The organism is Flavobacterium sp. UBA6135 (assembly GCF_002428305.1).
In the GTDB taxonomy this organism is placed as follows: Bacteria; Bacteroidota; Bacteroidia; order Flavobacteriales; family Flavobacteriaceae; genus Flavobacterium.
Genome location: NZ_DIVJ01000010.1, coordinates 228,324 through 253,877, shown reverse-complemented (window position 1 = coordinate 253,877; position 25,554 = coordinate 228,324). Strand labels below are relative to the sequence as shown.

The 25,554-nt window shown below is 33.5% G+C and carries 21 protein-coding genes and 1 pseudogene; 8 read left to right on the top strand and 14 right to left on the bottom strand.

Annotated elements, in window-relative coordinates:
• Positions 1-3 precede the first annotated feature (3 nt).
• Positions 4-408 carry a methylmalonyl-CoA epimerase gene (mce, locus tag B3L86_RS03460; protein WP_291115056.1) on the bottom strand — a complete coding sequence of 135 codons (405 nt, stop codon included), beginning with the start codon at positions 406-408 and terminating at the stop codon, positions 4-6.
• Positions 409-501: 93 nt separating this feature from the next.
• Here mce and rbfA point away from each other — a divergent pair, with 93 nt between their 5' ends.
• The 3 genes from rbfA to B3L86_RS03445 all read left to right on the top strand — a co-directional run bounded on the left by rbfA (position 502) and on the right by B3L86_RS03445 (position 3,679).
• Entirely contained in the window at positions 502-894 is a 393-nt protein-coding gene (gene rbfA / locus B3L86_RS03455) for a 30S ribosome-binding factor RbfA (RefSeq protein WP_188361363.1), read from the top strand.
• Position 895: 1 nt separating this feature from the next.
• Positions 896-2,095: an ABC transporter permease gene (locus tag B3L86_RS03450; RefSeq protein ID WP_291115053.1), complete on the top strand. Its 1,200-nt coding sequence runs from the start codon at positions 896-898 to the stop codon at positions 2,093-2,095.
• Positions 2,096-2,251: 156 nt separating this feature from the next.
• Positions 2,252-3,679: an MATE family efflux transporter gene (locus B3L86_RS03445; protein WP_291115051.1), complete on the top strand. Its 1,428-nt coding sequence runs from the start codon at positions 2,252-2,254 to the stop codon at positions 3,677-3,679.
• Positions 3,680-3,740: 61 nt separating this feature from the next.
• Here the strand turns inward: B3L86_RS03445 and dusB are convergent, their stop codons facing one another.
• Both dusB and B3L86_RS03435 read right to left on the bottom strand, forming a co-directional pair.
• Positions 3,741-4,733, bottom strand: a complete 993-nt coding sequence (gene dusB / locus B3L86_RS03440; protein WP_291115049.1) for a tRNA dihydrouridine synthase DusB — start codon at positions 4,731-4,733, stop codon at positions 3,741-3,743.
• A gap of 161 nt (positions 4,734-4,894) precedes the next feature.
• Positions 4,895-5,248 carry a helix-turn-helix domain-containing protein gene (locus B3L86_RS03435; protein ID WP_291115047.1) on the bottom strand — a complete coding sequence of 118 codons (354 nt, stop codon included), beginning with the start codon at positions 5,246-5,248 and terminating at the stop codon, positions 4,895-4,897.
• Positions 5,249-5,405: 157 nt separating this feature from the next.
• Here B3L86_RS03435 and B3L86_RS03430 point away from each other — a divergent pair, with 157 nt between their 5' ends.
• Complete coding sequence (locus B3L86_RS03430) at positions 5,406-6,170, top strand: hypothetical protein (protein ID WP_291115045.1); 765 nt, start codon at positions 5,406-5,408, stop codon at positions 6,168-6,170.
• A 517-nt stretch (positions 6,171-6,687) separates the two neighbouring features.
• On the opposite strand, the gene B3L86_RS03425 is transcribed toward B3L86_RS03430, so the two are convergent.
• Together B3L86_RS03425 and B3L86_RS13655 are read right to left on the bottom strand one after the other, a co-directional pair.
• Complete coding sequence (locus B3L86_RS03425) at positions 6,688-6,837, bottom strand: DUF5615 family PIN-like protein (protein ID WP_291115043.1); 150 nt, start codon at positions 6,835-6,837, stop codon at positions 6,688-6,690.
• Positions 6,838-7,064: pseudogene (locus B3L86_RS13655) on the bottom strand (DUF433 domain-containing protein).
• 284 nt (positions 7,065-7,348) lie between these two features.
• Here B3L86_RS13655 and lepA point away from each other — a divergent pair.
• Positions 7,349-9,145 carry a translation elongation factor 4 gene (gene lepA / locus B3L86_RS03420; protein ID WP_188361368.1) on the top strand — a complete coding sequence of 599 codons (1,797 nt, stop codon included), beginning with the start codon at positions 7,349-7,351 and terminating at the stop codon, positions 9,143-9,145.
• A 99-nt stretch (positions 9,146-9,244) separates the two neighbouring features.
• Here lepA and B3L86_RS03415 read toward each other — a convergent pair whose 3' ends face one another.
• From B3L86_RS03415 to B3L86_RS03405, 3 genes are read right to left on the bottom strand one after another with little or no spacing between them, the layout of a single operon-like run.
• Entirely contained in the window at positions 9,245-9,784 is a 540-nt protein-coding gene (locus B3L86_RS03415; protein ID WP_291115042.1) for a hypothetical protein, read from the bottom strand.
• Between the two features lie 5 nt (positions 9,785-9,789).
• A complete protein-coding gene (locus tag B3L86_RS03410) occupies positions 9,790-10,419 on the bottom strand; it encodes a nucleotidyl transferase AbiEii/AbiGii toxin family protein (protein ID WP_291115040.1) in 630 nt (209 codons plus the stop codon).
• A 2-nt stretch (positions 10,420-10,421) separates the two neighbouring features.
• Complete coding sequence (locus B3L86_RS03405) at positions 10,422-10,886, bottom strand: HigA family addiction module antitoxin (RefSeq protein ID WP_291115038.1); 465 nt, start codon at positions 10,884-10,886, stop codon at positions 10,422-10,424.
• A 115-nt stretch (positions 10,887-11,001) separates the two neighbouring features.
• Here B3L86_RS03405 and B3L86_RS03400 point away from each other — a divergent pair, with 115 nt between their 5' ends.
• A complete protein-coding gene (locus tag B3L86_RS03400) occupies positions 11,002-11,967 on the top strand; it encodes a helix-turn-helix transcriptional regulator (protein WP_291115036.1) in 966 nt (321 codons plus the stop codon).
• Between the two features lie 83 nt (positions 11,968-12,050).
• On the opposite strand, the gene B3L86_RS03395 is transcribed toward B3L86_RS03400, so the two are convergent.
• On the bottom strand, positions 12,051-12,527 hold the full coding sequence (locus tag B3L86_RS03395) for a DinB family protein (protein WP_291115034.1): 477 nt from the start codon (positions 12,525-12,527) through the stop codon (positions 12,051-12,053).
• A 206-nt stretch (positions 12,528-12,733) separates the two neighbouring features.
• Between B3L86_RS03395 and B3L86_RS03390 the strand changes: the two genes are divergently transcribed.
• Both B3L86_RS03390 and thiL read left to right on the top strand, forming a co-directional pair.
• A complete protein-coding gene (locus B3L86_RS03390; protein WP_291115032.1) occupies positions 12,734-16,801 on the top strand; it encodes a T9SS type B sorting domain-containing protein in 4,068 nt (1,355 codons plus the stop codon).
• Positions 16,802-16,840: 39 nt separating this feature from the next.
• Positions 16,841-17,887 carry a thiamine-phosphate kinase gene (gene thiL, locus B3L86_RS03385; protein WP_291115031.1) on the top strand — a complete coding sequence of 349 codons (1,047 nt, stop codon included), beginning with the start codon at positions 16,841-16,843 and terminating at the stop codon, positions 17,885-17,887.
• Positions 17,888-18,686: 799 nt separating this feature from the next.
• On the opposite strand, the gene B3L86_RS03380 is transcribed toward thiL, so the two are convergent.
• The 5 genes from B3L86_RS03380 to B3L86_RS03360 all read right to left on the bottom strand — a co-directional run bounded on the left by B3L86_RS03380 (position 18,687) and on the right by B3L86_RS03360 (position 25,552).
• A complete protein-coding gene (locus B3L86_RS03380; RefSeq protein WP_291115029.1) occupies positions 18,687-19,352 on the bottom strand; it encodes a response regulator in 666 nt (221 codons plus the stop codon).
• Between the two features lies 1 nt (position 19,353).
• Positions 19,354-21,405: a tetratricopeptide repeat-containing sensor histidine kinase gene (locus B3L86_RS03375; protein ID WP_291115027.1), complete on the bottom strand. Its 2,052-nt coding sequence runs from the start codon at positions 21,403-21,405 to the stop codon at positions 19,354-19,356.
• A 93-nt stretch (positions 21,406-21,498) separates the two neighbouring features.
• On the bottom strand, positions 21,499-21,660 hold the full coding sequence (locus B3L86_RS03370; RefSeq protein WP_291115025.1) for a hypothetical protein: 162 nt from the start codon (positions 21,658-21,660) through the stop codon (positions 21,499-21,501).
• A 219-nt stretch (positions 21,661-21,879) separates the two neighbouring features.
• Positions 21,880-22,950, bottom strand: a complete 1,071-nt coding sequence (locus tag B3L86_RS03365; RefSeq protein ID WP_291115023.1) for a LytR/AlgR family response regulator transcription factor — start codon at positions 22,948-22,950, stop codon at positions 21,880-21,882.
• A 328-nt stretch (positions 22,951-23,278) separates the two neighbouring features.
• A complete protein-coding gene (locus B3L86_RS03360) occupies positions 23,279-25,552 on the bottom strand; it encodes a cation:proton antiporter (RefSeq protein WP_291115021.1) in 2,274 nt (757 codons plus the stop codon).
• Between the last annotated feature and the right edge of the window lie 2 nt (positions 25,553-25,554).

Genomic DNA, 25,554 nt, shown 5'->3' with positions numbered 1-25,554 from the left:
AAATTATTGTTGAATTTCTTGACATAATTCAATTAATACACCATTTGTAGATTTTGGATGTAAAAAAACAACCAATTTATTATCTGCTCCTTTTTTGGGAATTTCATTCAATACTATGAAACCTTCGTTTTTAAGTCGTTCTGTTTCACTAATTATGTCTTCTACATCAAAAGCGATATGGTGAATACCTTCTCCTTTTTTCTCAATAAACTTTGCAATCGGACTCTCAGAATGAGTGGCCTCCAACAATTCAATTTTATTTGGTCCGTTAAGAAAAAAAGAAGTTTTTACACCTTCACTTGCCACTTCTTCTTCTTTATAAGGCGGATTTCCAAAAAGCTTTTCAAATAGTTGGTTTGACTTTTCTAAATCTTTTACAGCAATACCAATATGTTCTATTTTTCTCATTATTTAAAATTGTAAATTCAAATTCCATCTGATGTAACACTTGAAAAGGCAAAGATATATATTTTGAAAGTTAAAATGTTGTATTTTTGCACCATGGAAACGAATAGACAAAAAAAAATAGGAAGTGTTTTACAGAAGGACCTTGTCGATATTTTGCAAGGTGAAATCAGGAAAAATGGCATTACAAACTTGGTGATTTCTGTATCAAAAGTAAGTGTGACTACTGATTTATCTGTTGCAAAAGTGTATTTGAGCATCTTCCCTCCGGAAAAAGGCAAAGAATTATTGGAAAGCATCAAATCCAACACACCATTAATTAAACACGATTTGTCACAACGTGTAAAACTGCAACTTAGAAAAGTTCCCAATTTGACTTTTTTTATCGACGATTCGCTTGAATACATTGAAAAAATTGACCAAGCACTTTCGATGAAAGAAAATCCTGTTATGAACCGCGATTTGTTAGAAAAAAGAAAAAAATCATAACTTGAAATTTCCTTTTTACATAGCTAAAAGATACTTATTTAGTGCTAGTAAAAACAACGCTATCAATATTATTACCGCAATTTCTTCTCTAGGAATAATTGCCGGAACCATGGCAATGTTTGTAGTTTTATCCGTATTCAGTGGGTTAAAAGACTTCAGCTTGTCATTTTCAAATGATTTTGATCCACAACTGAAAGTGGAAAGTAACTTAGGCAAAACATTTTATCTCTCGGAAGAACAAGAAAAAAAACTATCCGAAATCAAAGGAATCCAAAATTTCAGCAAAATTATTGAGGAAAAAGCCTTGTTTACTTTTAATGGGAAGGATCAATTAGCTTTTATTAAAGGTGTTGATTCTAATTTTGTGAGAGTTACAAGTATTGAAAATACCATTTTTCAAGGCGAATGGTTAGACCATGATTCCTATCAAGTAGTTATTGGCTCTGGAATTGCTCAAAAATTATCAGTTGGATTGTTTGATTTTAATAATGTATTTGAAGCTTTTGTGGTAAGACCCGGAAAAGGGGCAATTGAAAATCCTGATAACGCTTTTAACAAAATTCAATTAAATCCAATTGGTTTTTATTTTTTAAATGAAGATTTAAATCAAAAATATGTTTTTTGCGACCTTGAAGTTGCACAGGAATTATTAGAACTCAAATCCAATCAAATTACAAACATTGAATTTAAACTCTCTGAAAAACATAATGAATCTGAAATTAGAGAAAATTTGAAAACTATTTTAGGTGCTGATATTGTCATAAAAAACAGAGGCCAACTCAATGAATCCTTATATCGCATGCTAAATACAGAAAATTTGATTTTGTATTTAATCCTAACTTTGGTTTTAATTGTCACTTTGTTTACCTTAATTGGTGCTTTAATTATGATGATAATTGACAAAAAAACCAACTTAAAAACACTTTTCAATTTAGGCACTTCAATTCAAAACCTACGCTCTATTTTTCTGACTCAAGGTTTTTTAATTTGCATAATTGGCGGGTTACTTGGTATTTTCTTAGGGTCAATTGTTATACTTCTTCAGTTAAAGTATGAGCTTTTCATGATTACGCCAAGTTTAGCATATCCTGTAGTTTTTTCTTTTAAAAACATTTTACTGACGCTAGGAACTATCTCACTTTTAGGACTATTGTCCTCCTGGATAGCCAGCAGCAGGGTAAACAAAAAACTATTGGAATAATTTCCTTCTTTCAAAAATAAATTTACATTTGTAGTTCACTTCAAGAATTATGATAGTATTTTTTTGTCCTTATTTCGTATAAAGACGTATTTCTCTCTTTAATTTAGTCTGAAAGGTCTTTCAGACAAATCTTTATTCACTTAATCTTTATTAAAAATGACAGAAAACAAACTATCAGAAGGTATGCTTTCACGTATCTTTTCTACTATAAAAATGGCCTTAAAAGGCGAAGCCGATTTTGATTATACTTCCGGAAAAATAAAAACCGCCGTTATACTACTTGCCATTCCGATGGTGTTGGAAATGATGATGGAATCGGTTTTTGCGTTAGTCGATTTGTACTTTGTTGGGCACTTGGAAAACAGCAGCTTTGCCGTTCAAACCGTTGGATTAACCGAATCGGTTCTTACTATAATTTATTCATTAGCTATCGGAATCAGTATGGCAGCTACAGCGGTTGTTGCCCGAAGAATTGGCGAAAAAGATCCCGTTGCTGCGGCAAAAGCTGGTATGCAAGCGATACTAATTGCCATTGCTGTAAATACCATTCTCAGCATTTTCGGAATCATTTATGCCACCGATATTTTGATTTGGATGGGTTCTTCGCAAGAATCGGCGATTTACGGAACTTCGTTTGTTCAAATTATGATGGGAGGAAGCATTTCCATTATGTTACTTTTCCTAATCAACGGAATTTTCCGAGGTGCCGGAAATGCCGCCATTGCAATGAAAAGTTTGATGTTGGCAAATGGTTGTAACATTATTTTAGATCCGATTTTGATTAATGGCTTTGGACCCATTCCGGCTTATGGATTAACCGGAGCTGCTATTGCGACTACAATTGGAAGAAGTATTGGTGTAATCTATCAACTATATCATCTTTTCAACGGAAAAGGGGTTATCAAAATGATGGTAGCTTACATAACTCCTGATTTTGAACAAATAAAAGCGTTGGTCAAAATTGCTGCTCCCGGAGTTTTACAATTCGTAATTGCGTCGTGCAGTTGGATTTTTATGGCAAACCTTGTCGCAACAACCGGAGGAGATGTTGGTTCAGCGGGTTATCAAACCGCACTTAGAATTATGATGTTTTTCATTCTTCCCGCGTGGGGATTGAGTAGTGCTGCTGCCACTTTGGTGGGTCAGAATTTAGGAGCCAAACAAATTGAACGTGCCGAAAAATCGGTAATGGTTACCGCAAAATACAATGTGATATTTATGGCTATCATTATGATTGTCACGTTAACCGCCGCCCGACCTATTATTACTCTATTTACGAATGACAAAGCGGTTTTGGACATTGCCGTGGAAGCCATTCAAATTATGAGTTTAGGTTATGTTTTCTACGGAATTGGAATGGTGCTCATCAACGCGTTTAACGGTGCAGGAGATACGTGGACACCCACAAAAATTAACTTCTTCGGGTTTTGGCTATTTCAAATTCCGTTAGCTTATTTTTTAGCGAAGTATTTAAAAATGGGACCAACCGGAGTTTTTATGGCGGTTCCGATAGCGGAAACGTGCATTACCATTGCCGGTTATATTTTGTATAAAAAAGGGAAGTGGAAGAAAATGGTGGTGTAAATTATACAAACCATATAAGTCATATAAATTTAAGTTTTCTTATATGACTTATATGGTAAATTTAAACCGTCTCATAATTAGCATAAACCTGAGCAATCTCATCAAATATTGCCATTAACGGCATTGCTCCGTCGGTTGTAACTAATTTTTGTTTGTATTCTTTAAATCCGTGAATGCCTTTAAAATAATTGGTGTAATGGCGACGCATTTCAAAAATTCCAACGCGTTCGCCTTTCCAATCCATTGACCAGATTAAGTGATTTCGGGCGGCTTCGATGCGGTCTTTCATCGTGGGTTCGGGCAAATATTCTCCTGTTCTGAAATAATGCTTGATTTCGTTAAAAATCCACGGATAACCAATGGCAGCACGACCAATCATCATTCCATCCAAACCGTATTTATTTTTGTATTCTAATGCTTTTTCGGGTGAATCGATGTCACCGTTTCCAAAAATAGGCATCGTAATTCTCGGATTGTTTTTTACACGAGCAATGTGCGACCAATCAGAATGACCTTTATACATTTGGGCACGTGTTCGGGCGTGAACGGTTAGGGCTTGCACGCCAATGTCTTGTAAACGTTCAGCCACTTCATCAATGTTGATAGAGTTTTCATCCCAACCTAAACGAGTTTTTACTGTTACGGGAAGATTGGTTCCTTTAATAACTGCTTTGGTTAAACGAACCATCAAATCAACATCTTTTAAAACTCCTGCACCGGCTCCTTTGCAAACGACTTTTTTAACCGGACAACCAAAATTAATATCGACTAAATCGGGTTGCACTGCATCTACAATTCGGGAGGACATTTCCATCGCCTCTTCATCGCCTCCAAAAATTTGAATACCCACCGGACGTTCGTAATCAAAAATATCGAGTTTCATTTTGCTTTTCATCGCATCACGAATCAAGCCTTCGGACGAAATAAATTCAGAATACATCAAATCGGCTCCGTGCAATTTGCACAAGCGACGAAACGGCGGATCACTCACATCTTCCATTGGAGCAAGAAGTAAGGGGAAGTCGGGCAAAATGATGTTTCCGATTTTTGGCATTGGAATTTTTTTTGCAAAGATAAGGAAACGGGTGGGGTTTGCAAAACGGGGTATTTAAAGCTAGAAGGATGCTATTTTGATAGAGGAAATTAATTAATGTTGTCTTCCTTAAGATTAAGAAAATAATCTTTGATAACTTGTCTTTTTATTTCATTAAAAATTTATTTTTCTATTTGTGTTTTTAAATTTTTTATTTGTTCATCCTTTTCTTTTAATCTCAATTCATATTGTTCAATTAATTTTTCTGAAAGTTGATTTACTACTTCTGCATATCCCACCCCGTTATTTGTTCCAATATTACCAATAACAACACTATCACTTTTAATTAATTCTTCAGGAGTAATTTCATATACTTCACAAATTTTAACAATGTGATTAGCCGAAGAATGGCTTTCTCCGTTTTCTATACGAGCATACGTTGATTGCGAGTTATGTAAAAGGTTTGCAACTTCCTCTTGAGAATACCCTTTATTTTTACGGAGTTTTTTTAGTTTGTTACCAATTGAAATTGTCATATTTTTAGATTTTTAAATGTAAAAGAATTGAATATGTTAAAATTAAAAAAAGAATGTAAAATCTGGGTAAAAATATCCAATTTTAACATAGGATTTTATTTACGTTTAATTTTTTTTTGTCAAAATTAATGTATAACTAAGATTAAATTCTATTTTTATGAAAAAAATTTCTATCAGCCTTGTTGCTATTGTTTTATTGTTTTTATCTTGTGATAAGACAGAAGATTCTCAATCAATTGAAAATATTGATAAAATTAAAAGTTCATTGTTAAGCTTTGAAGAACAAATTGAAAATGATAATTTGAATTTTCGTAAGGGAAATTATTCTGATGAGAATATTAAAACCCCAGAAAATGAATATGATACATACGGTTTAAATTATAAATCGTTTTTAAATGATTTAAAGATATTCATAGAAGCAAATAAAAATAATCCAGATTTAGAGAGTTTAGTTGAATTGAAAATTTCAACTGAATCTAGTAACCTTAAAAATAGTTTAAAATTAAAAGAGGAAATTTCCGAAACAGAAAATTTGATTTTAGAAAGTTTTTCAAAACAGATAGACCTTGAAAACATAATTGAAAAAAGCAAACTCTATGAAGATTTTATAGTTAATAATGTTTCTAACAATGATTACAGAAAAAGACTTCTAACAACTGTTTCAATGTATAAATGGTCAAGCTACTATTTGTTTTATTCTGATGAGAATAATACTTTTGATGAGAATATAATCATTGGCGATCCAAATGAAAATATAGTTGCTTTTGGTATGAACTGTGGTGTCAGATCTGGTTTTGACGCATGCATGTGTAGAAGGTTGCAAAGTGCATCTTCAACATGGACATGGGTTGATACTGCACAATTTTTATTAACTGGACATACTCAAATGGCTTGGCATACTGCCGCTTGTTTATTTGGTTAAATGAGTTCAAAATCATTAACATATTTATGACAAATTTTTTTAAATATATCGGAATATTATTATTTGCTATTGGTATCTTTTACGATTCGTTTAATATTGTCAAATTTATAGCTATTTTAAGTTTACTAATTTATTTTTCAAGGAGGATAATTAATAAAAAAGATAGTTTTTTACCCCTAAAGATAAATTCATTATTTTATATCTTAAATCTTTTATTGGTAGGTGCTTATCTAATATTTCCTGACTATAATTCTACTATTAGCTTGCTTATTAAAGTCACTTTTATAATTCAATTCTTAAATTTGACAATTATATATCTCAAAAAAAATCCAGCTTCAAAACAATCAATGAATCTGTATTTTGAGTTTTTGATTCTTTTTTTTCTAATTTACAGTCAATTAGCTTAATAAGTAATATTTAAACAAGAGAAAGTCTCTCATTTTTTGAGACTTTCTCTTGTAATTTTTATACTGGATAATGAAAATTAATTTATAGCTTTCAAATCTATCTACATGCCTTAATAATAGCAAGGGGGATTTTGAGCTAATTTAATGATTTCTACATCTGATATACCTCTGTAATTATCATAAATTGAAATAGTTTCAATTTTATTTTTAACCAACATTTCTATGATTGGTAAAGGAATATTTTCGTCTGCAATAATCATCTAAACATCTAATAATTCTTCGTTGCTGATAACATTTGCCGCATAATCCAAAGCTGCCATTACTTGTTTAGAAGTTATTTGAGGATAAATTTTAAGTAAATCTTCTACAGTTGCTCCCTCGGATAATTTTTTAAAATTAATTCAACCGTAATTCGTGTTCCTTTAATTAGAGGTTTTCCGTTCATTATTGCTAAGTCTCTAACAATTATTTCCTTTGTTGCATTCATAACTAAAGTAATTAAGTAAACAAATATACTAAAGATTGTTGAATTGAATTATAAAAATAGAAATGTGCTAGTAGTAAACCTGACCCGTTTAACCCGTTTAAAATCCAAAACTTTGCTTTATATTTGCACACAATTCGCTAAGGAGCAGGGTTTGCGTTAGGGATTGCAGTGGAAAGCCCACAGGAACGGTATAGCGATAGCGAAACCGTGACGAGGACTTGGAACGGAAAGCCCGATTCGCCGCGGCGAAAACGCCCCACAAAATAAATTTGAATTAAACGAAGATGAAGAACATACGAAATTTTTGCATTATTGCTCACATTGACCACGGGAAAAGTACACTGGCCGACCGATTATTGGGGGCTACGCAAACGGTGACGGCTCGTGAGGAAAAGGCTCAGTTGCTGGACAACATGGATTTGGAGCGTGAACGTGGGATTACAATTAAGAGTCACGCGATTCAAATGGAATATACGTATAAAGGCGAGAAATATATTTTGAATTTGATTGATACGCCCGGACACGTTGATTTTTCATATGAAGTTTCCCGATCTATTGCCGCTTGTGAAGGGGCTTTGTTGATTGTAGATGCTGCTCAAAGTATTCAGGCTCAAACGATTTCCAACTTATATTTGGCTTTGGAAAACGATTTGGAAATTATTCCGGTTTTGAATAAAGTGGATTTGCCAAGTGCCAATCCGGAGGAAGTGAGCGACGATATTATTGATTTATTAGGTTGCAAATTAGAGGATATTATTCACGCTTCGGGTAAAACCGGTTTTGGTGTAGAAAATATTTTGGCTGCGATTATTGAAAAAATTCCCGCACCAAAAGGAAATGTTGATGAGCCGTTGCAGGCGTTGATTTTTGATTCGCATTACAATCCGTTTCGTGGTATTGAAGTAATTTTTCGTGTGAAAAACGGTGAAATTAAGAAAGGCCAGAAGATTAAATTCATGGCAACCGGAAACGAATATTTTGCGGATGAAGTGGGGACTTTGAAGTTAAATCAAGTTCCGAAAAACGTGATTTCAACCGGTGATGTAGGCTATTTAATTTCGGGTATTAAAGAAGCAAAAGAAGTAAAAGTAGGTGATACGTTGACCGATGCTAAAAACCCTACTACTAATATGATTACAGGTTTTGAGGATGTAAAACCAATGGTTTTTGCCGGAATTTATCCTGTTGACACCGAAGACTATGAAGATTTAAGAGCTTCGATGGAAAAATTACAATTAAACGATGCGTCGTTGGTTTTTGTTCCTGAGAGTTCTGCTGCTTTAGGATTTGGTTTCCGTTGTGGATTTTTAGGAATGTTGCATTTAGAAATCATTCAGGAACGCTTGGAACGTGAATATGATATGACTGTGATTACAACAGTTCCCAACGTTTCCTATCATGCTTTTACCAAAAAAGAACCGGATACGATTTTGATTGTAAACAATCCATCCGACTTACCGGAACCATCAAAATTGGACCGTGTTGAAGAACCTTATATTAAAGCCACCATCATTACGAAATCAGAGTTTGTGGGTAATGTAATGAGTTTGTGTATTGAAAAACGTGGTGTGATAACCAATCAAACCTATTTAACGACGGAAAGAGTTGAGTTAAATTTTGATATGCCGTTGGCCGAAATTGTATTTGATTTTTATGACCGTTTGAAAACGGTTTCCAAAGGATATGCTTCGTTTGACTACTCACCCATTGGGATGAGAACGTCAAAATTAGTAAAATTAGATGTGTTGTTAAACGCTCAATCGGTGGATGCTTTGTCGGCTTTGATTCACGAAGACAATGCCTATAACATTGGTAAGAAAATGTGTGAAAAACTGCGTGAATTGATTCCAAGACAACAGTTTGACATTCCGATTCAGGCGGCAATTGGTGCAAAAATCATTGCTCGTGAAACGATTAAAGCGTTACGAAAAGACGTGACCGCCAAATGTTACGGTGGAGATATTTCCCGTAAACGAAAACTGTTGGAAAAACAGAAAAAAGGTAAAAAGAGAATGCGTCAGGTGGGTAATGTAGAGATTCCGCAGGAGGCGTTTATGGCGGTGTTGAAATTGAATGATTAGGAAAGGTGCTGAGGTGCTGAGGGACTAAGGTACTGAGGAAAAATATATGAGAACCCAATGACGAGAGTTGTTGGGTTTTTTCTTGTCAATCTCCTAGTGCTATTCCGACATTGGTGGCGGTGGCGGTGGAAAACAATTATTAGAACTTGTACTTAAATAAATGAAAAAATATAAATCTAGGTCATAGTTGGCTTTTTCAAAATCCACCAATAAATTATCAAATAGTTGAAAAATAGCAACATTATTATCTTTGTCCCGATATGACAATTCAACTGTAAAGTAGTCCCTGTCTTTAATTGTTTTGATCTCTTCTTCTAACTTATTCAAGACTTCCTCCATTGAGAATAGTTCATTGTCATAAAAAATCTGTGAGTTAAAAAAGCATAAACTTGCATTAGTTCGTGATGGAGCTTGAATAACATCTTTGTAAAGACAATCGACTTCTGTTTTATTGTTAATTCTCTTGAAACTAATAACAGCTATTGAATCACTTGAAAATCCTTTCAATTTATTTGGACTTAGAAATACTTTTATTTTATTGGAATCTGATTGCTTATTTTCACAACCCATTAAAATAAAGAAATTCAAGGCTATGAAAAGCACAAAAAAACTACCTATTATTTTATTAGAATTATTCATTTTCTTCAATTTATTTTCTCAACAAAATCATATTTTATCAATTCCCATTCTTTATTCAGTAAACATATGGGATTAAAGTCAGTATCTGCTAATTCAAAATCTAATAACTGATTTTTTAATGTTTTGCTAATGCCGTAGGGATAACGCTTTTCAAATAACTCAATAAATTGAGCAAGTTCATAATTTTCTAAGAAATAATGTATATCCCAAAAGTCTTTTTTCCTTCCTTTATTATTGATGACATCCAATTTCATAGCAATTATTTCTTCTGAAGTTGCCATTCTTACGTTGTCAATTATCAATTCATTAAAAACAAATTTGTCAGTGTAGTATATATCAATTTTCACAAAATCATCTTTTGAAAATCCAACTTCAAAATAGGTGCCAAATGAAATTAAATCAAGATCTCTGTAATTGCAATAAGGATATTTATTTTCTAAAAAATCTCTAATTTTTTTAAAACTGATAGACCCATACTCAACATCCGTAAACAAATCAATATCAACTGATAAACGATGACCAAATTGCAAACTCAAGGCCGTTCCTCCTACCAAACGAAAAGGAGAAAACAATTGTTCCTTCATCAAATCTGATAAAATAGATTTCAGTAACGGTGAAACAGTATTCCAAAACATACTTATCTTTTAGCGGGAAATAATTTACTAATTCTTTCTACTTCATCCTTTCCATAAAATCGAATAATTTCTTCTTGTTCTTCTTTTGTACCATAGGCAAATACTCTTGTAATAACGGCACGTTTCATTAACTTCCAATCTATTTTATCGAGAGTCGTATCCCAGAAAGTGTTTTTTCTTAATTTAGACAAATTGGGCTTATAACTTTCATCATTTTTTATGATTTTAATATCGTAATGAGCTTGAAGTGTCATCAAAAATCCTTCTTCTAAACCTAATCTATCTTCAATTTTTAAAGCCAAAGAAGTATTTATGTTTCGCTTACCGTTAACTATCGCATTAAGTGTTTGTGGATGTTCACCAATAGCCAATGCCAACTGACGTTGATTGCTGTTTTGTTTTTTCAGCTCTCTGTCAATTATTTTTCCGGGATGAATCCCTTTTATATATTTAAGGATAGCATACATAATTCTACTTTTACACAAATGTAAACAAATTTGTTTATATAATTGCCATCTCTCACATTTGAAATAATCAATGAAATTTGAAAAATAAAAATTCTATATTTGACAAAAGCCTTTTATGCACGACGAAACCCCAAAACGCTTTGACCGCATTGTCGCCATTTTAATTCAGTTGCAATCCAAAAAGATTGTGAGAGCACAGGATTTGGCTACTCGTTTTGAGGTGAGTTTGCGAACCATTTACCGCGACATTAGAACGTTAGAAGCTTCCGGAGTGCCTATTTACAGCGAAGCCGGTTTGGGTTATTCTTTGTTAGAAGGTTATCGATTGCCTCCAGTTATGTTTACTCGAGAAGAAGCCGAAAGTTTTATTGCCGCCGAAAAACTGATGGAGAAATTTTCTGATAAATCAATTGGAGATCAGTATGCTTCGGCGATGTATAAGTTAAAAGCTGTATTGAAAAGTGCCGATAAAGATTGGGTTTCCACGATCGAATCCAATGTGGTGATGCAACCGTTGGAAAAAACTTTTCCAAAACAAGCTCCGCATGCATTGGCTTTTATTTTCAGAAGTATTGCGGACAAAACGCAATTGATTTTGGATTATCAAGCTTTTGAAGCGGATGAAAATACCGCCAGAACCATCGAACCGGTGGGTGTTTTTCATGATCACAATAATTGGTATGTGTTGGGTTATTGCCATTTGCGGAAAGATTACCGTCAGTTTAGAACCGACCGCATTCACAACATCCTAAAAACAGAAATCGCTTTCACGAAAGAACACGAAGCATTGGAATTTTATTTGAATAAAGACAAAGAAGAATATCCCACCACCAAAGTCGTTATTTCCATTGAAAAGAAAATGGCAAAATACCTTTCCGGTGAAAGAAAATACCACGGTTTTGTTTCTGAAAAAGTGGTTGGGAATAAGGTAGAAATGACTTTTTTATGCAAAGACATTGAAGATGGTTTCCCGAGATTTTTTCTGATGTTTGGCGATTTTGCAACGATTCTTGAACCGGAACGATTGAAGGTAAGGGTGTTGGAATTGATGGGAACTATTAAAATGAAGCTTTTGAAATGACTTTTTTTGAACCATTAAGACATTAAGGAAACAACTTAATGATTCTTAACACCTTAATGGTTTAAAAATTTGAAAGTTAAAACCTATCTCTCCCAGAAAAAAGGCGGCTCAACTCCTAAAGCTCTCAAATACACATATCCTTGTCCACGATGATGAATTTCGTTATCAATAAAATAAAGGATATTTTGAATAATCGGGAATTCATATTGTCCAAAAAGATTAAAAGTCTTATCGAAATCTTCCACCGGTAACATACTCCAATAGTGATTAATTTCTTCAGTGGCTTTGTCCCATTTTGCTAAGTATTCGGCTTTGGTTTTCCCGTTATCGGTGTTTTCGTCATACGGTTTTACTTCACGGTTCACGATGCCTTTCATGGCTGGAGCTCCAATGGCTAACAATTCGGAAGTCAATTCGGCAAACGTTCGCATACCGCCAACAGAAAATTCAAAAAAATCTTTTTCAGGGAAGGCTTCAATTACTCTTCGGGTTAACGAACGGTGACCTTGCCAGTGTTTTAATAAATCTTCTTTACTGATTACTTGGGCTATTGTTGTCATAATTTTTTATTATTTAATGATTAATGAAACAAAGTTATTGGCAGCAAGTGACAACAGTTTGTCAGTAGGATTATATTTTAACACTTTTTTAAACAAGAATAATTTTAAGAAAAGACAACTAATTTGTTAGAATATGATATAACACGTTAAAAAAGCAACTTCATTGCTAAGTTTTTTTTACATTAGCTTGGGTTTTTATAATTAAAATGAAAAAATATATTTCCGGCATTTTATTGCTTTTTACAGTTTCAGTCTTTTCTCAAGGAATAGTGGTTGATACCACTACCTACACTATTCCCAACTTGGTCAGAAATGTATTGATGCAAAATTCGTGTTCAAACGAAACAAATTTTCAATTTTCTTCCAGGAGAAGTATAGGAGCTTTTACTAGTTCAAATCCAAATTTTCCCATTCAACAAGGGGTTATAATTAGAAATGGTATTGCTAAATATTCTCAAGGCACTTATTCCGGAGCCAATCTGAGCAGTCAAATTAATACAAACGGAGATGTTGATTTACAAAACATCAGTAATTCTTCCGGACAAACAACCGGCATCACCGATGTTGCCTTTTTGCAGTTTGATTTTACTCCAATTTCAACCAATTTTAGTTTTGATTTTTTATTTGCTTCTAATGAATATGGAGAATATCAGTGCGGTTTTAGTGATGTATTTGCATTCTTATTGACAAACTTAACTACAGGTCAAACCACAAATTTAGCTGTTATTCCAGGCACCTCAACACCGGTTTCTGTAAAAAACATACGAAATACTCAGTTTAACACCTCATGTTTATCGCAAAATCCTAGTTTTTTTAGTAGATATAATGTAACAAATCCGGCAACATCATCCATGAATATGAGAGGAGAAACGGTTCTAATGACTGCCTATTCTGAAGTGATTCCAAATCAAAATTATAGAATTAAGATTGTAATTGGTGATTATAACGATAGTGGTTATGATTCAGCCGTTTTGATTGCTGGCGGAAACTTCAGTACTTCAGCAACTCTTGGTCCTGATTTAACCATTTGCGAAGGACAAACAGTTGTTTTAAATCCAAATTTAGGTGCTGGTTTTACTTATACTTGGATGTTAAATGGCGAAGTTATTCCCAATGCTACCTCTTCAAATTACACCGCTACCCAACCTGGAATTTATTCTTTTAATGCCGTTTTTCCAAATAGTACTTGTTCCATTTCTGATGAAATCATATTATCAAACCTTCAATATAATACTCCTGCTTCATTATATGTTTGCAATACGGGTCAAGCAACCTATCCTTTTAACCTTACAATAAATTCAACATCGTCATTAGGGTTAGATCCTGAAGTCTATTCACTCTTATACTTCGGAAGTTTAGATGCCGCAAATGCAAATACCCCTTCCATTCCAACAAACCAATTGGCCACCTATTTGAGTGCCGGAAATCAAACCATATATTGCAAAATCAGAACAATATCTTCCGGATTTATATGTTCTACACTACTTCCTTTTGAATTGGTTGTATCGCCTGAAATTGTTGCTAATACGCCCAACGATGTATTAATTTGTACAGTTGGTTCGGGCAATGTAATTAGAAATTTAAATTTTTATGTCCCTATAATACTCAACGGACAAAATCCTGAAAATTATACAGTCAGCTTTTTTACTTCCGAAGCCAATGCAATGGCAAATCAAAACCCGATTCAAAACACTACCGGTTTTGCAATGAGCGTTACCCAATCTCCTTATACTCTTTGGGTCAGAATGCAAGATGTTTCAAACGCACTTTGTTTTGATGTCGTAAATTTCAAAATACGAATCGAATTCAGGCCACCGGTTGATACAAGAGACCAAGTTGTAGTTTGCAGTAGTTATGAATTACCCCCATTAACCTATGGAAATTATTATACAGAAACAGGTGGAAACGGCACCCTATTAAATGCCGGAGACATCATTGAAGACACGAGTGTGATTTTTATTTATAGCGGCCCAACTGATGAAAACCCTTGCGAAAACGAAAGTTTTTTTGCAGTCATCATCATTGAAGATGTTGAAATAGATGAAATTGGATGTGGTGTCTTTATCGTACCGGGATTGCCGGCCGGAGAATTTTATACCCAACCCAATGCCGGTGGAAATTTATTACCGGCAGGGACTCAATTAAGTACGGATCAAACAATCTATTACCACGCGGTTATTGATGATGTTTTTTGTACTGAAAAAGAAGTAAATGTAGTTGTGTATCCATTACCCCCTGTTGATGAATTACCCGATGTAATTACTTGTGATTTTTATACATTACCAATTCCTATTAATGGAGTTTATTATCTTGATGTTTCTACAGGTGATATATATTTCCCTGGACATAACATTGTGGAAAGCGTGTCACTAATTCTAATTAATATTGATGACTTCTGTGCCAGTCAACATTTATTTTCGGTAGATATTATTTATACTCCGAATTTTAATAATGTGATTTCGGCTTGTGGAAGTTATACGTTACCTGAACTGCCTGTAGGCAACTATTTCACGCAACCTTTGGGTGGCGGTTCTCAAATCCCATCAGGAACTGTAATTACTAACTCTCAAACCATATATTTTTATGTTCCAACAACCACTTCTCCAAATTGTACAGATAATTTGAGTATTGATATAGTTATTAATTCATCTCCAACAATTAACACCCCCACAAATGTAGTGTCTTGTGGACCCTATAGTTTGCCTCCGTTAACCATTGGCGGTACTTATTATCAATTGGCTAATGGAGAAGGTTTCCAATTGCAGCCAGGGCATATAATTTCAAATACACAAACTGTTTATATTTATGCAGCAATAGGAGATTGTATCAGCCAACATAGTTTTTTGGTTCAAGTAAATCCGCCGCCACCGGTTGATAGTTTTACTGATGTCTTTATCTGTGGAGCTACATTTGTTTTGCCTCCTTTAACCAACGGAAGTTATTATACCGCTAATGGTGGGCCAAATGGTGGAGGACAGAACTTACAACCGGGCACTGTTTTGACAAGTTCACAAGTCATATACATATACAATCCTTTGAGCTATATGCCTTCCTGTTATAGTGAAAGTTTATTCAGTGTTTCTTTAAATAATTTAGAATTAGGAAATTTACCAAATATAAATGCTTGTGACATTTACGTTTTACCACCGTTAAGTCTAGGGAATTATTTTACGGAACCCAATGGCTCCGGAACACAATTATCTCCTGGTACAGTGATAACTACAAATGAGACCATCTATGTGTATGCTCAGGTGGGTGATCGATTAAATTGCTCAGCAGAAAAATCATTTACTGTTACTATTTTTACTACTCCTATTTTAGAAGCATTTGCAAATATTCAGAAATGTGGCAACTATGTGTTACCGGCCTTAACTCAAGGTAATTATTTCACCGGCCCTAATGGAACAGGTAGCTTACTGACTGCCGGAAGTTCTGTAACAACCTCTCAAACAATTTATGTTTTTGCTACAGCTTCAGATAACACTACTTGTTTTGATCAAAAATCATTTGTTGTAACAATTAACCCTTTAAATAACATACAAATTCCTGAAGGGGTAATTTGTGTCGATTTTGATAATGGTAATTTAATTACACCTCACCTATTTCAAACCGGGTTGAGTGCTTCAAATTATACTGTTGAATGGCATTTAAATCAAACTTTAATGGGAATTGGCACTAATTATTTAGCAACTCAAGAAGGAACTTATAATGTAATAATCACAAACAATTTTCCGGATAATGGCACTAATTGTGGTTATAACAACACCACGGCTGTTGTGACAAAATCCAGTAAAGCAACCGGTTTTCTAACCGTTATTGACGATTTTTATGATTCCATTTCAATTTATGTAACGGTAACAGGTGGTTTTGGTGACTATGTGTTTCAATTGGATGACAACCCAATTCAACAAAGTCCGAACTTTCACAATGTGGACTCCGGGCAACATACCATTAAAATAATTGACACCAAAGGCGATTGTGGCACCATAGAATTAATTGCCAACGTATTAAAATACCCTAAGTTTTTTACGCCAAATGATGATGGTTATAATGACTATTGGAACATTTCTGATTTGAGTAATCAAACTGATGCCACCATTTTTATTTATGATCGCTACGGCAAATTGTTAAAACAAATAAGCCCTTCAGGCCTAGGTTGGGACGGCAGATACAACAACAATCAAATGCCGGCAACCGATTATTGGTTTGAAGTTCAATACTTAAAAAATCAAAAACCAACTATTTTTAAATCCCATTTTAGTATCAAACGATAACCCTGATATTTTGTACCTTTGCCTTCTAAATGAAATAGCATGTTAGAAGATAAAAATCCTCAAAAAACGAGTATTGACCAATTGGGAGAATTTGGTTTAATTGACCATTTAACTAAAAACTTTCAAATAAAAAACGCCTCAACCATAAAGGGAATTGGTGACGATGCGGCAGTTTTAAATTTCGGAACCAACAAAATGGTGGTTTCTACTGATTTTTTAATTGAAGGCGTTCATTTTGACTTGGCCTATATGCCACTCAAACATCTGGGTTACAAAGCAGTGACGGTTAATTTGTCTGACATTTGTGCGATGAATGCAAAACCAACACAAATCACCGTATCTATTGCTGTTTCAAATCGATTCCCATTAGAAGCTATTGAAGAATTGTATGAAGGGATTGCTTTAGCTTCAGAAATTTATAAAGTAGACATTATTGGTGGAGACACCACCTCATCACAAAAAGGTTTATTACTATCCATAACAGCAATTGGAGAAGCAAAAGAAGAAGAAATTGTTTATAGAAATGGTGCAAAAGCAACCGATTTATTAGTCGTAACCGGTGACATTGGCTCAGCCTACATGGGATTGCAGGTTTTGGAACGTGAAAAACAAGTATTTCAAGTAAACCCAAACAACCAACCGGATTTAGAAAATTATACTTACCTTATAGAAAGACAACTTAAACCCGAAGCTCGGACAGATATAAAAGAACTTTTAGAAAAACTGGAAGTAAAACCAACGGCTATGATTGATATTTCAGATGGCTTGTCTTCAGAAATTATCCATTTGTGTAAACAATCTGAGGTTGGTTGTAAACTATATGAAGAAAAACTTCCGTTAGACCCACAACTCATTACTGTTTGTGAGGAATTTAAAATTGACAGCACCACAATAGCATTAAGTGGAGGCGAAGATTATGAATTATTATTTACCATTCCAATTGATGATTTTTCTAAAATAAAAGGCAATCCTAACCTAACTGTAATTGGTCACATGGTAAACAAAAAAGAAGGCATTCATTTGATTACAAGAGCCAATGAGGCTATCGAATTAAAATCATTAGGATGGAATTCGTTTACAAAATAGCATAGTGATTAAACATAAAAAAAAGCAATACTTTGGGGAGTATTGCTTTTTTTTGTAGTTGAGTAGTCGTTTTTGGTTAAATCTCCTTAAAGTTGGGGCAAAAAGGGTGGCATTTCGATCGTTTAACTACTCAATCTCGTTCGTAGGTTTTTGTTATAATTACATGAAAAAAATTACTTCTTTTAACTGGTGTAAAAATAGAAAGCCTACAGCTACTAATTGTTACGGTTTCCCGTAAAAAATGATGCGGTTTTCCGCGTATTTTAAATCAAATAAAAAAAGCAATACTTTGGGGAGTATTGCTTTTTCTAGTAACAGAGTAGTCTTTTTAGGTTAAATCTCCTTAAAGTTGGGGCAAAAAGGGTGGCATTTCGTTTGTTTGACTACTGCATTTCAATTGTAGGTTTTGTTATAATTACATGAAAAAAATTACTTCTTTTAACTGATGTAAAAATAGAAAGCCTACAGCTACTAATTGTTACGGTTTCCCGTAAAAAATGATGCGGTTTTCCGCGTATTTTAAATCAAATAAAAAAAGCAATACTTTGGGGAGTATTGCTTTTTTAATTTTCATACTTAGAAGTGGGTCAATTTTAGTAGGTATTTATTTTTGGAACAGAAAGGATGAAACATCTTTTTTATTGACCATAACTCCTAATTTCTCTTTTCAGAGAAAACCAATAACAACTAAACAAATAAATTACACTGTAAAAGTATACAGTACTAACTCATTACTGTTACGGTTTCCCTTAAACTTTTTACGGTTTCCCACAAAGTTTTATATAAAAAAAGCTTGATTCTAAATCAAGCCTTTGTTTTTTGCTTCGGAGATCAACTCTACATCACTACCGCCTTTTAACTGCAACAACTCCTTTAAGCCTAGTTTTCTTTTTTCAACTGCACTTAATGAAAGTGGCACGTAAGTGGGAATATCTTTGGTTTTTATACCTTTTGAAAGGTGGAAAAGTATTTGTTTATCAAACTCATCAATATGAATACTTTCATGTTGCGATTGACTGACAAACTTGATAACCGTTTGACTGTAATAATTTTCATTATTTAAAATCTTATCAAAGGCTAACAACAATTCGTCAAAAGTTAAATCGTTTTTAATCACCAAACCATTAGGGTTAATATCTTTAATAATGTTGTTTATTTTAATTAACTCCGTATGCATGGTTAACAAGATTACCTTACAATCGGGTAATATTTTTCGAATCATTTTAGCCAAATCTTCTCCCGAATGAAGGTTTTTCTCTTCATAAGCCGGCATACTAATGTCTAAAAAAGCAATATCAAAATGATTCTGATTACCCGTTAAAATTTCATAAGCCGATTTGCAATTATTGGCCTGACTTACGGTGTATTGAAATCCTTCAGCACTGTAACTTTTCAATGCATTTTTGTAGGCTTCAATAATAAAAGGATGATCGTCAACAATTAGAATTTGGTAGTGATTAAGCATTTTATGGTTGTTTGTTGTTTACTGGTATTTCAAATGGCATCATGATTTCTATGGTAGTTCCTTCTCCTTTAGCGGATTTTATCATAATGGTACCACCACAGGAATTGACTCTTGATTCTAAATTTTGAAGACCAATGCCTTTACTCTTCTTAGAAACATCAAAACCTTGTCCGTCATCTTGAATGGTTAAATTCATCGAATCATTGTCTCGTAACAAATTTACAATAATAGTTTTTGCATTGGCATATTTATTAATATTTTGTAGCGATTCCTGAACTATTCGATACAAATTAATCTTTACTGTATTATCAACTTTTGTCCAATCAATGGTAGTATCAATTTTTGTTTGTAAAATAGCTTCTGAAATCGTTTTTTGCTCTTCAAATAAGTTATGTAAAATTGAAACGAAGTTATTAACTAAGGCAAACTTCTCTCTATTTAATTCGTGTGAAATTTCTCGAATATCTTGTTCTATATTTTTTAACTCCGATATATAGTGATCTCTGTTTTGAATAGCTTTTTCATCATTTTTTTTATTTAAACTATCCAAATTCAATCGCGTGCCAAACAAACGCCCTAAAACACCATCATGTAACTCTTGTGCAATGCGTTGTTTTTCTTTGATAACTACATCATCCAACTTTTTTTGTTGGCTCAACATTAAGTTATAAATTTCTTCATTGGCTCGCTGTTGGGCTTCTCGAAGTCGCAATTGTGCATTTCTATTTCTTTGATCCCGTATAATATAAAGTAATCCAACTATAAAAAGCGAAAGCAATGAAAAGAAAATAATATTTCTGTTTTGTATGGCCAACTGCTCTTTTTGACGCATGATTTCATCGGTTTCAAATTCAATACGGGCAAACTTCTCACTCACTTTGCGTTCTGCAGCCAACAAACTGTCTGATAATTTTATGTATTCTTTAGAATAGGCGTTTTCATTTTCAGGTTCTACATTACTTAATTGGTCTATAGCCGACAATTGTAAATTGAGAATGTTAGTACTTTTTGCCATTTTGTAGGCTTCACGAGCATAATATTTGGCACTGTCTGCTTTCCCTATTTTTTCATAATATTCGGAAAGATCAATTTTACTATTTACAATTTCTGGAATAGATTGATTGTTTTCTCTAATTCGCAATGATTTATAAAATTCTTCTGGTAAATTAGTAAAATCTCCGGATTTTAATTTTGATTTGGCAAGATTGGCTAAAGTTGTTGCATACAAACTTGGATGTTCTTCCAATAACAAGGGTTCTTTAATAGCTTGATTAAAATAAGACAAGGCGTCTTTGTAATAACCCATCTTAAAATTTATGATTCCTAAATTATTTAATGAAGCTGCTTTTGTTTGATATTTTCCAAAATTTTCTAATTGTTCATCATTTGCAATTCTAAGTGATTTTTCAAAATACTCTTTGGCTTTATCAAAATCTTTAATTTCAATGCAAGTAACTCCCAACAAACTGTTTGCTTCATACTCCAATAATTTATTGTTTTCTAATCTAATAAAATTCAAAGCGTCAACTGCTGATTTTTCGCTACCTATATAATCTCTTGCCTTGTATTTTGCAAGAGCCATTTTTACATGCGTTCTACCAATGCTTACATTATCTTTTAATTTAAAGAATATTTTTTCTGCTTGTTGAAAATTCATAACCGCACTATCTAAAACCATCCTCCCGGAATAGTATTCACCTATATAAGAATAAGCTCTGGCTAGATTTACAGAATCACTTTCTTTAGTAGCTTCTTCAACAACTTCAAGCATTATATTTTTAAACTGATCACTTTTGCCTACATTGTCATAAATGAAAGCAACATAAAACTTATTTATAAAGTAAATAGAATCTCGTTCTTGTGATTTGATAAAAGAACTGGCCTTGTCCAAATATGCTACAACTTCATCATCTGACTTTGTGAAATCATTTGCTTTGCCAATATAAAGTTGGATACTGTCTTGAAGAGCATCACTGTTATGGGGTTTATTTGAAAATTCTTTACAGGAATAAACAAATAAAAGAAGAATGGAAATAAAAAAAAATCTTTTCAATATTTCTGATGTTTGAATCAAAAATATTAAAAAGATTTGTTATTTGAGAAATAAATTTTTCTTATTTGAAAAATCTATTTGTAAACTCTTTAATTAAAGAACAACTAAGCCTCTTTTTCCTCCACCAACTGATGTCCCATCACCATTTTCAGTTAAAACTGGTTGGTCATTGTTAGCAGTAGTGTTTACCGTTAAATCAGTTGAAGAAACTGAAGCAAACATGAAAAGTCCGAATAATGCAAATAATGTTTTCATAATATTTTCTTTTTGTAAGTTATTGTAAAGTTTTTTGGTGCAATACTATAATAGATGTAAAATCGATTTCAAAATGAACATCAACAAACGTGGTTGGTGATTTGATGGTGTAAAAGTATGTGAGATGTTTCCTAGTACCAACAAAATCAGGCTCTGAATGGTAGAATGCATTCAAAGAATGGTGAAATGATTAAAAATAAGGGTGAAATGTCGGATTGTTTAATTTTCCCTGAATTCTGAGCCTGCTAAGTCGGATAAAATAAGGTCTAAATTATCCTTGAATCCCTTTGAATACGGGATTTGATGCTTGGTGTTCTTGATATAACAAATGCTGTTTCCGGTATGAATTCGGGAGATATAATCTTTATTTACGATATAACTGTTGTGAATTCTATAAAAATTACCGGGTAAGTTTTCTTCAAAATATTTCAGCGTTTTAAACGCCGTTAATTGTTCTCCGTTTTTAAGGGTGATGTCGGTGGAATTATTATCCGCTTGCAAAAAAGCAATATCATCCAATTCTAAGAATCGATAATCACCATAGGATTTGATACAAATCAAATTTCGCTTGTTTTTTTCAGTTCCTTCGGGAGAGAAGGTGGATTGACTGAAATTTTGAAGTTGATTTAAAATGGGCGACCAATCCATTTCGTTAGCAACCGAAGGTTGGTCTTTTAATGCGTCGGTAACTTTTGAAATGACTTCATCCAAATCAATTTTTAGAGCTGTGTCGGATTCTTTTATAAATTGTTTTAGCGTTTGTTTTAGTTCGACTAACTCCTTTTGAATCGATTCCGAAAATGTTTCTTCAGGAGCAGCTTCTTCTGTAGGTGAAATTAAATCAAGAGTTGCTTTCTCTTCATGATTCTTAGCTGATGAATTAATTCGTTTGAATTCCCCCAATTCAAAACTTTCTGAATTTTTTTCAAACCTCAAAAAGGTCTTTTTAATTTCTAAAGGTGCAATGGGTTTGATGAGATAATCTAAAACATTATGTTTTATTGCTTCAAAGGCCTCGCTTTGATCATGAGAAACAATTATAATGTGAGGTAGCTTTTTTAAGTAACGGTGAAGTTCGCTTAGCAGTTGTAATGATAACTTTGATTCTCTGTCTTGCGGATTTACCTCAAGCAATACAAAATCAGGAGTTTTATCTAAAATTAAGTCTAAACCGGCAGTATAAGAGGTTGCAGTTCCCAGAAGCTCAAAGTTTGAAAACATTTCCATGACAGATTGCGTTTTCAACATGCTTTTAGAGTCATCATCAACTATGACATAACTGTAACTCATTGGCCTACATAAACTAAATTAAAATAAACTGCTGAAACGAATCTCGTTTTGCAGTAAAAAATCACATTATGTAGGTTAGTTATGTAATTCTTAGGGGCATAAAAACTACAGAACAATTTTAACAATAAATATGCGGATAATCACAAGGCCAAACACATACTTATTAACAAACATAGGTTAAAAAAAAGAGATACTTTATCGATTTTTAAGCTATTCGATATACTGTAAATTTTTCCGATAAAAAACTTCTCATCTTCGTTTAGAATAAAAAAATCCCAAATTCAAATGAGTTTGGGATTTTTTATTTTTTACAAATCAATAGATTTGTTTATTTCTGAATTATAAGAGTTGAAGGCGTGTTGCTCAACCAAATTCCTCTGGTTTCAACCAATTTTTTCCAACTATTGAGACTTATCAACATCAAATCTTGTTTGAGTAAAAACTCTTTTTCAATTTTTTGTTCGTTCATAACCGTTATATGATTAGGAGCTTTTTGTTCAATGGAACGAATCATTTCTTTAATATCTGCATTATTCTTAATAAATCCGGTTGAATCTAATATGGTTACTTGTGCTTCGTTGTTATGAATTAATTTTTGAGCATACGAAATCAAAAAAGCATCATTTTTATCAAAAACGGGCACAAAAACAACATCCGCTTTAGTGAATTTCTTATCGACTAAAATCCCCACAGGAACTTCAGTTTTCATCAAAATTTGCCGCGTTCTTTCATCAAAAATAGATTCTTCAAAAATGTTTTCCTTTCCTGCAATTGTATTAAAAATTCGATTGGGAGTAATTATTCTGGTAGTAAATCCTAAAATTTTACCTAAAAAACTTCCTTCAAACATTGATTGCCCTAAACCGATTAAAAGCAAATCAAAATCGCCTTGATTGGCCGTTTTGGAAATATCAGAATCAATATCATTTGATATTTTAAAAAAAGTGGAAACCTTTTGATTACTATTATGAGCTTCGTTTAAAATGGGTTCAAAACTTTCTTTTTCATAGTTTTCAATGTTAATTTGATTGATTTCGCTGGTAGGTGTCAGGTGCATGGCGGTAATTAATGCATTTTCACCTTGCTTTTTGGTAAAAAAATGACTTAAACGCAAAAGAGCTTTACCGTTTTTAGCATCACCAAACGAAATCAACACTTTATATTTTCCGGCATCAATCACTTCTGCCGGAATGGTTTCATCAGTTTGTTTTTTGAAAAATCTGTCAATTAAATTCAGTGCAGGACCAGTCATAAATGTGGTTACGAGTGCCATAATCACCATCATTGCAAAAACTTCGGGCGTAAGAACTCCTAAATCAAAACCAATGTTTAAAACCACTAATTCCATTAAACCTCTGGTGTTCATCAACGCACCGATGGTTAAACTATCTCGCCAATTTTGACCAACATACTTAGCCGCTAAAGCACTTCCCACAAATTTTCCAACAACTGCCACTAAAATGATTAAACCCGTCACTTTCCACAAATAAGGATCATTTAAAAGTCCGATTTGCGTTCGCAAACCTGTAAAAACAAAGAATAATGGCAAAAGCAATACAATGGAAACATCTTCTACTTTTTCGATAAAAAGAGTTCTAAATCGCATATTATCCGGCATAATTGCACCCGCCATAAACGCACCAAACAAGGCGTGAATACCAATAATTTCAGTAGCATACGAAGAAACAATCAGCGTTACAAAAAAGATAGCTACGACTGGTTTACTCAATTTTTCTTTTGTGGCATATAAATCGCCTACTCTTTTCAAAAACGGACGTACCAATTTTAGCATCAACAACACATAAATGGCTGCTAAACCTATGATGTAAAGCGAACTTACAAAAGAACCAGCTTTCACGATAGCAATTACGGCAGCCAACAAACACCACGCCGTAATATCATCAGCAGCAGCACAAGTGATAACCATGGTTCCTAAGCGGGTTTTATGCAAACCTCTTTCTTGAACAATTCTTGCTAAAACCGGAAAAGCCGTAATACTCATCGCAATTCCCAAAAACAAGCCGAAAGAAGCAAATTGAACTCCTTCGGGAGCAAACGATTCATAAATATAATAAGCCAATCCCATACCTAAAGCAAACGGAATAATGATACTGGCATGACTCACTACAACTGCGTCATGAGCTTTGTTTTGAAGCACTTTGAGGTCTAACTCCATTCCGATGACAAACATGAATAAAATAAGCCCTATTTGGCTCAGAAATTGCAAATTTCCCAATGACTCAGCAGGAAAAAGATTGGCTGAAAATTCAGGAAAATACATGCCGAATAACGAAGGTCCTAGAACAATTCCGGCAATAATTTCACCAATAACCGAAGGTTGACCGATTTTTTTGCAAATCCAACCAAACATTCTGGCCACTAAAATAATAGTCACAATTTGAGCCAATAATATCGCTAAGGGATGATGAATGTTGTGCGTAATTGATTCTAAAAACGAATCCCATTGTGATAAATTGGTAGAAACGACTTCAATATTTCTATTGTATTCAAGTTTTTCGCCTTGAACGGCAATCCAATACATTAAGGCAGAAAAACCACCAATGATTAAAATGTAAAAGAATGAGTTTTTAAAGTTTTTCATTT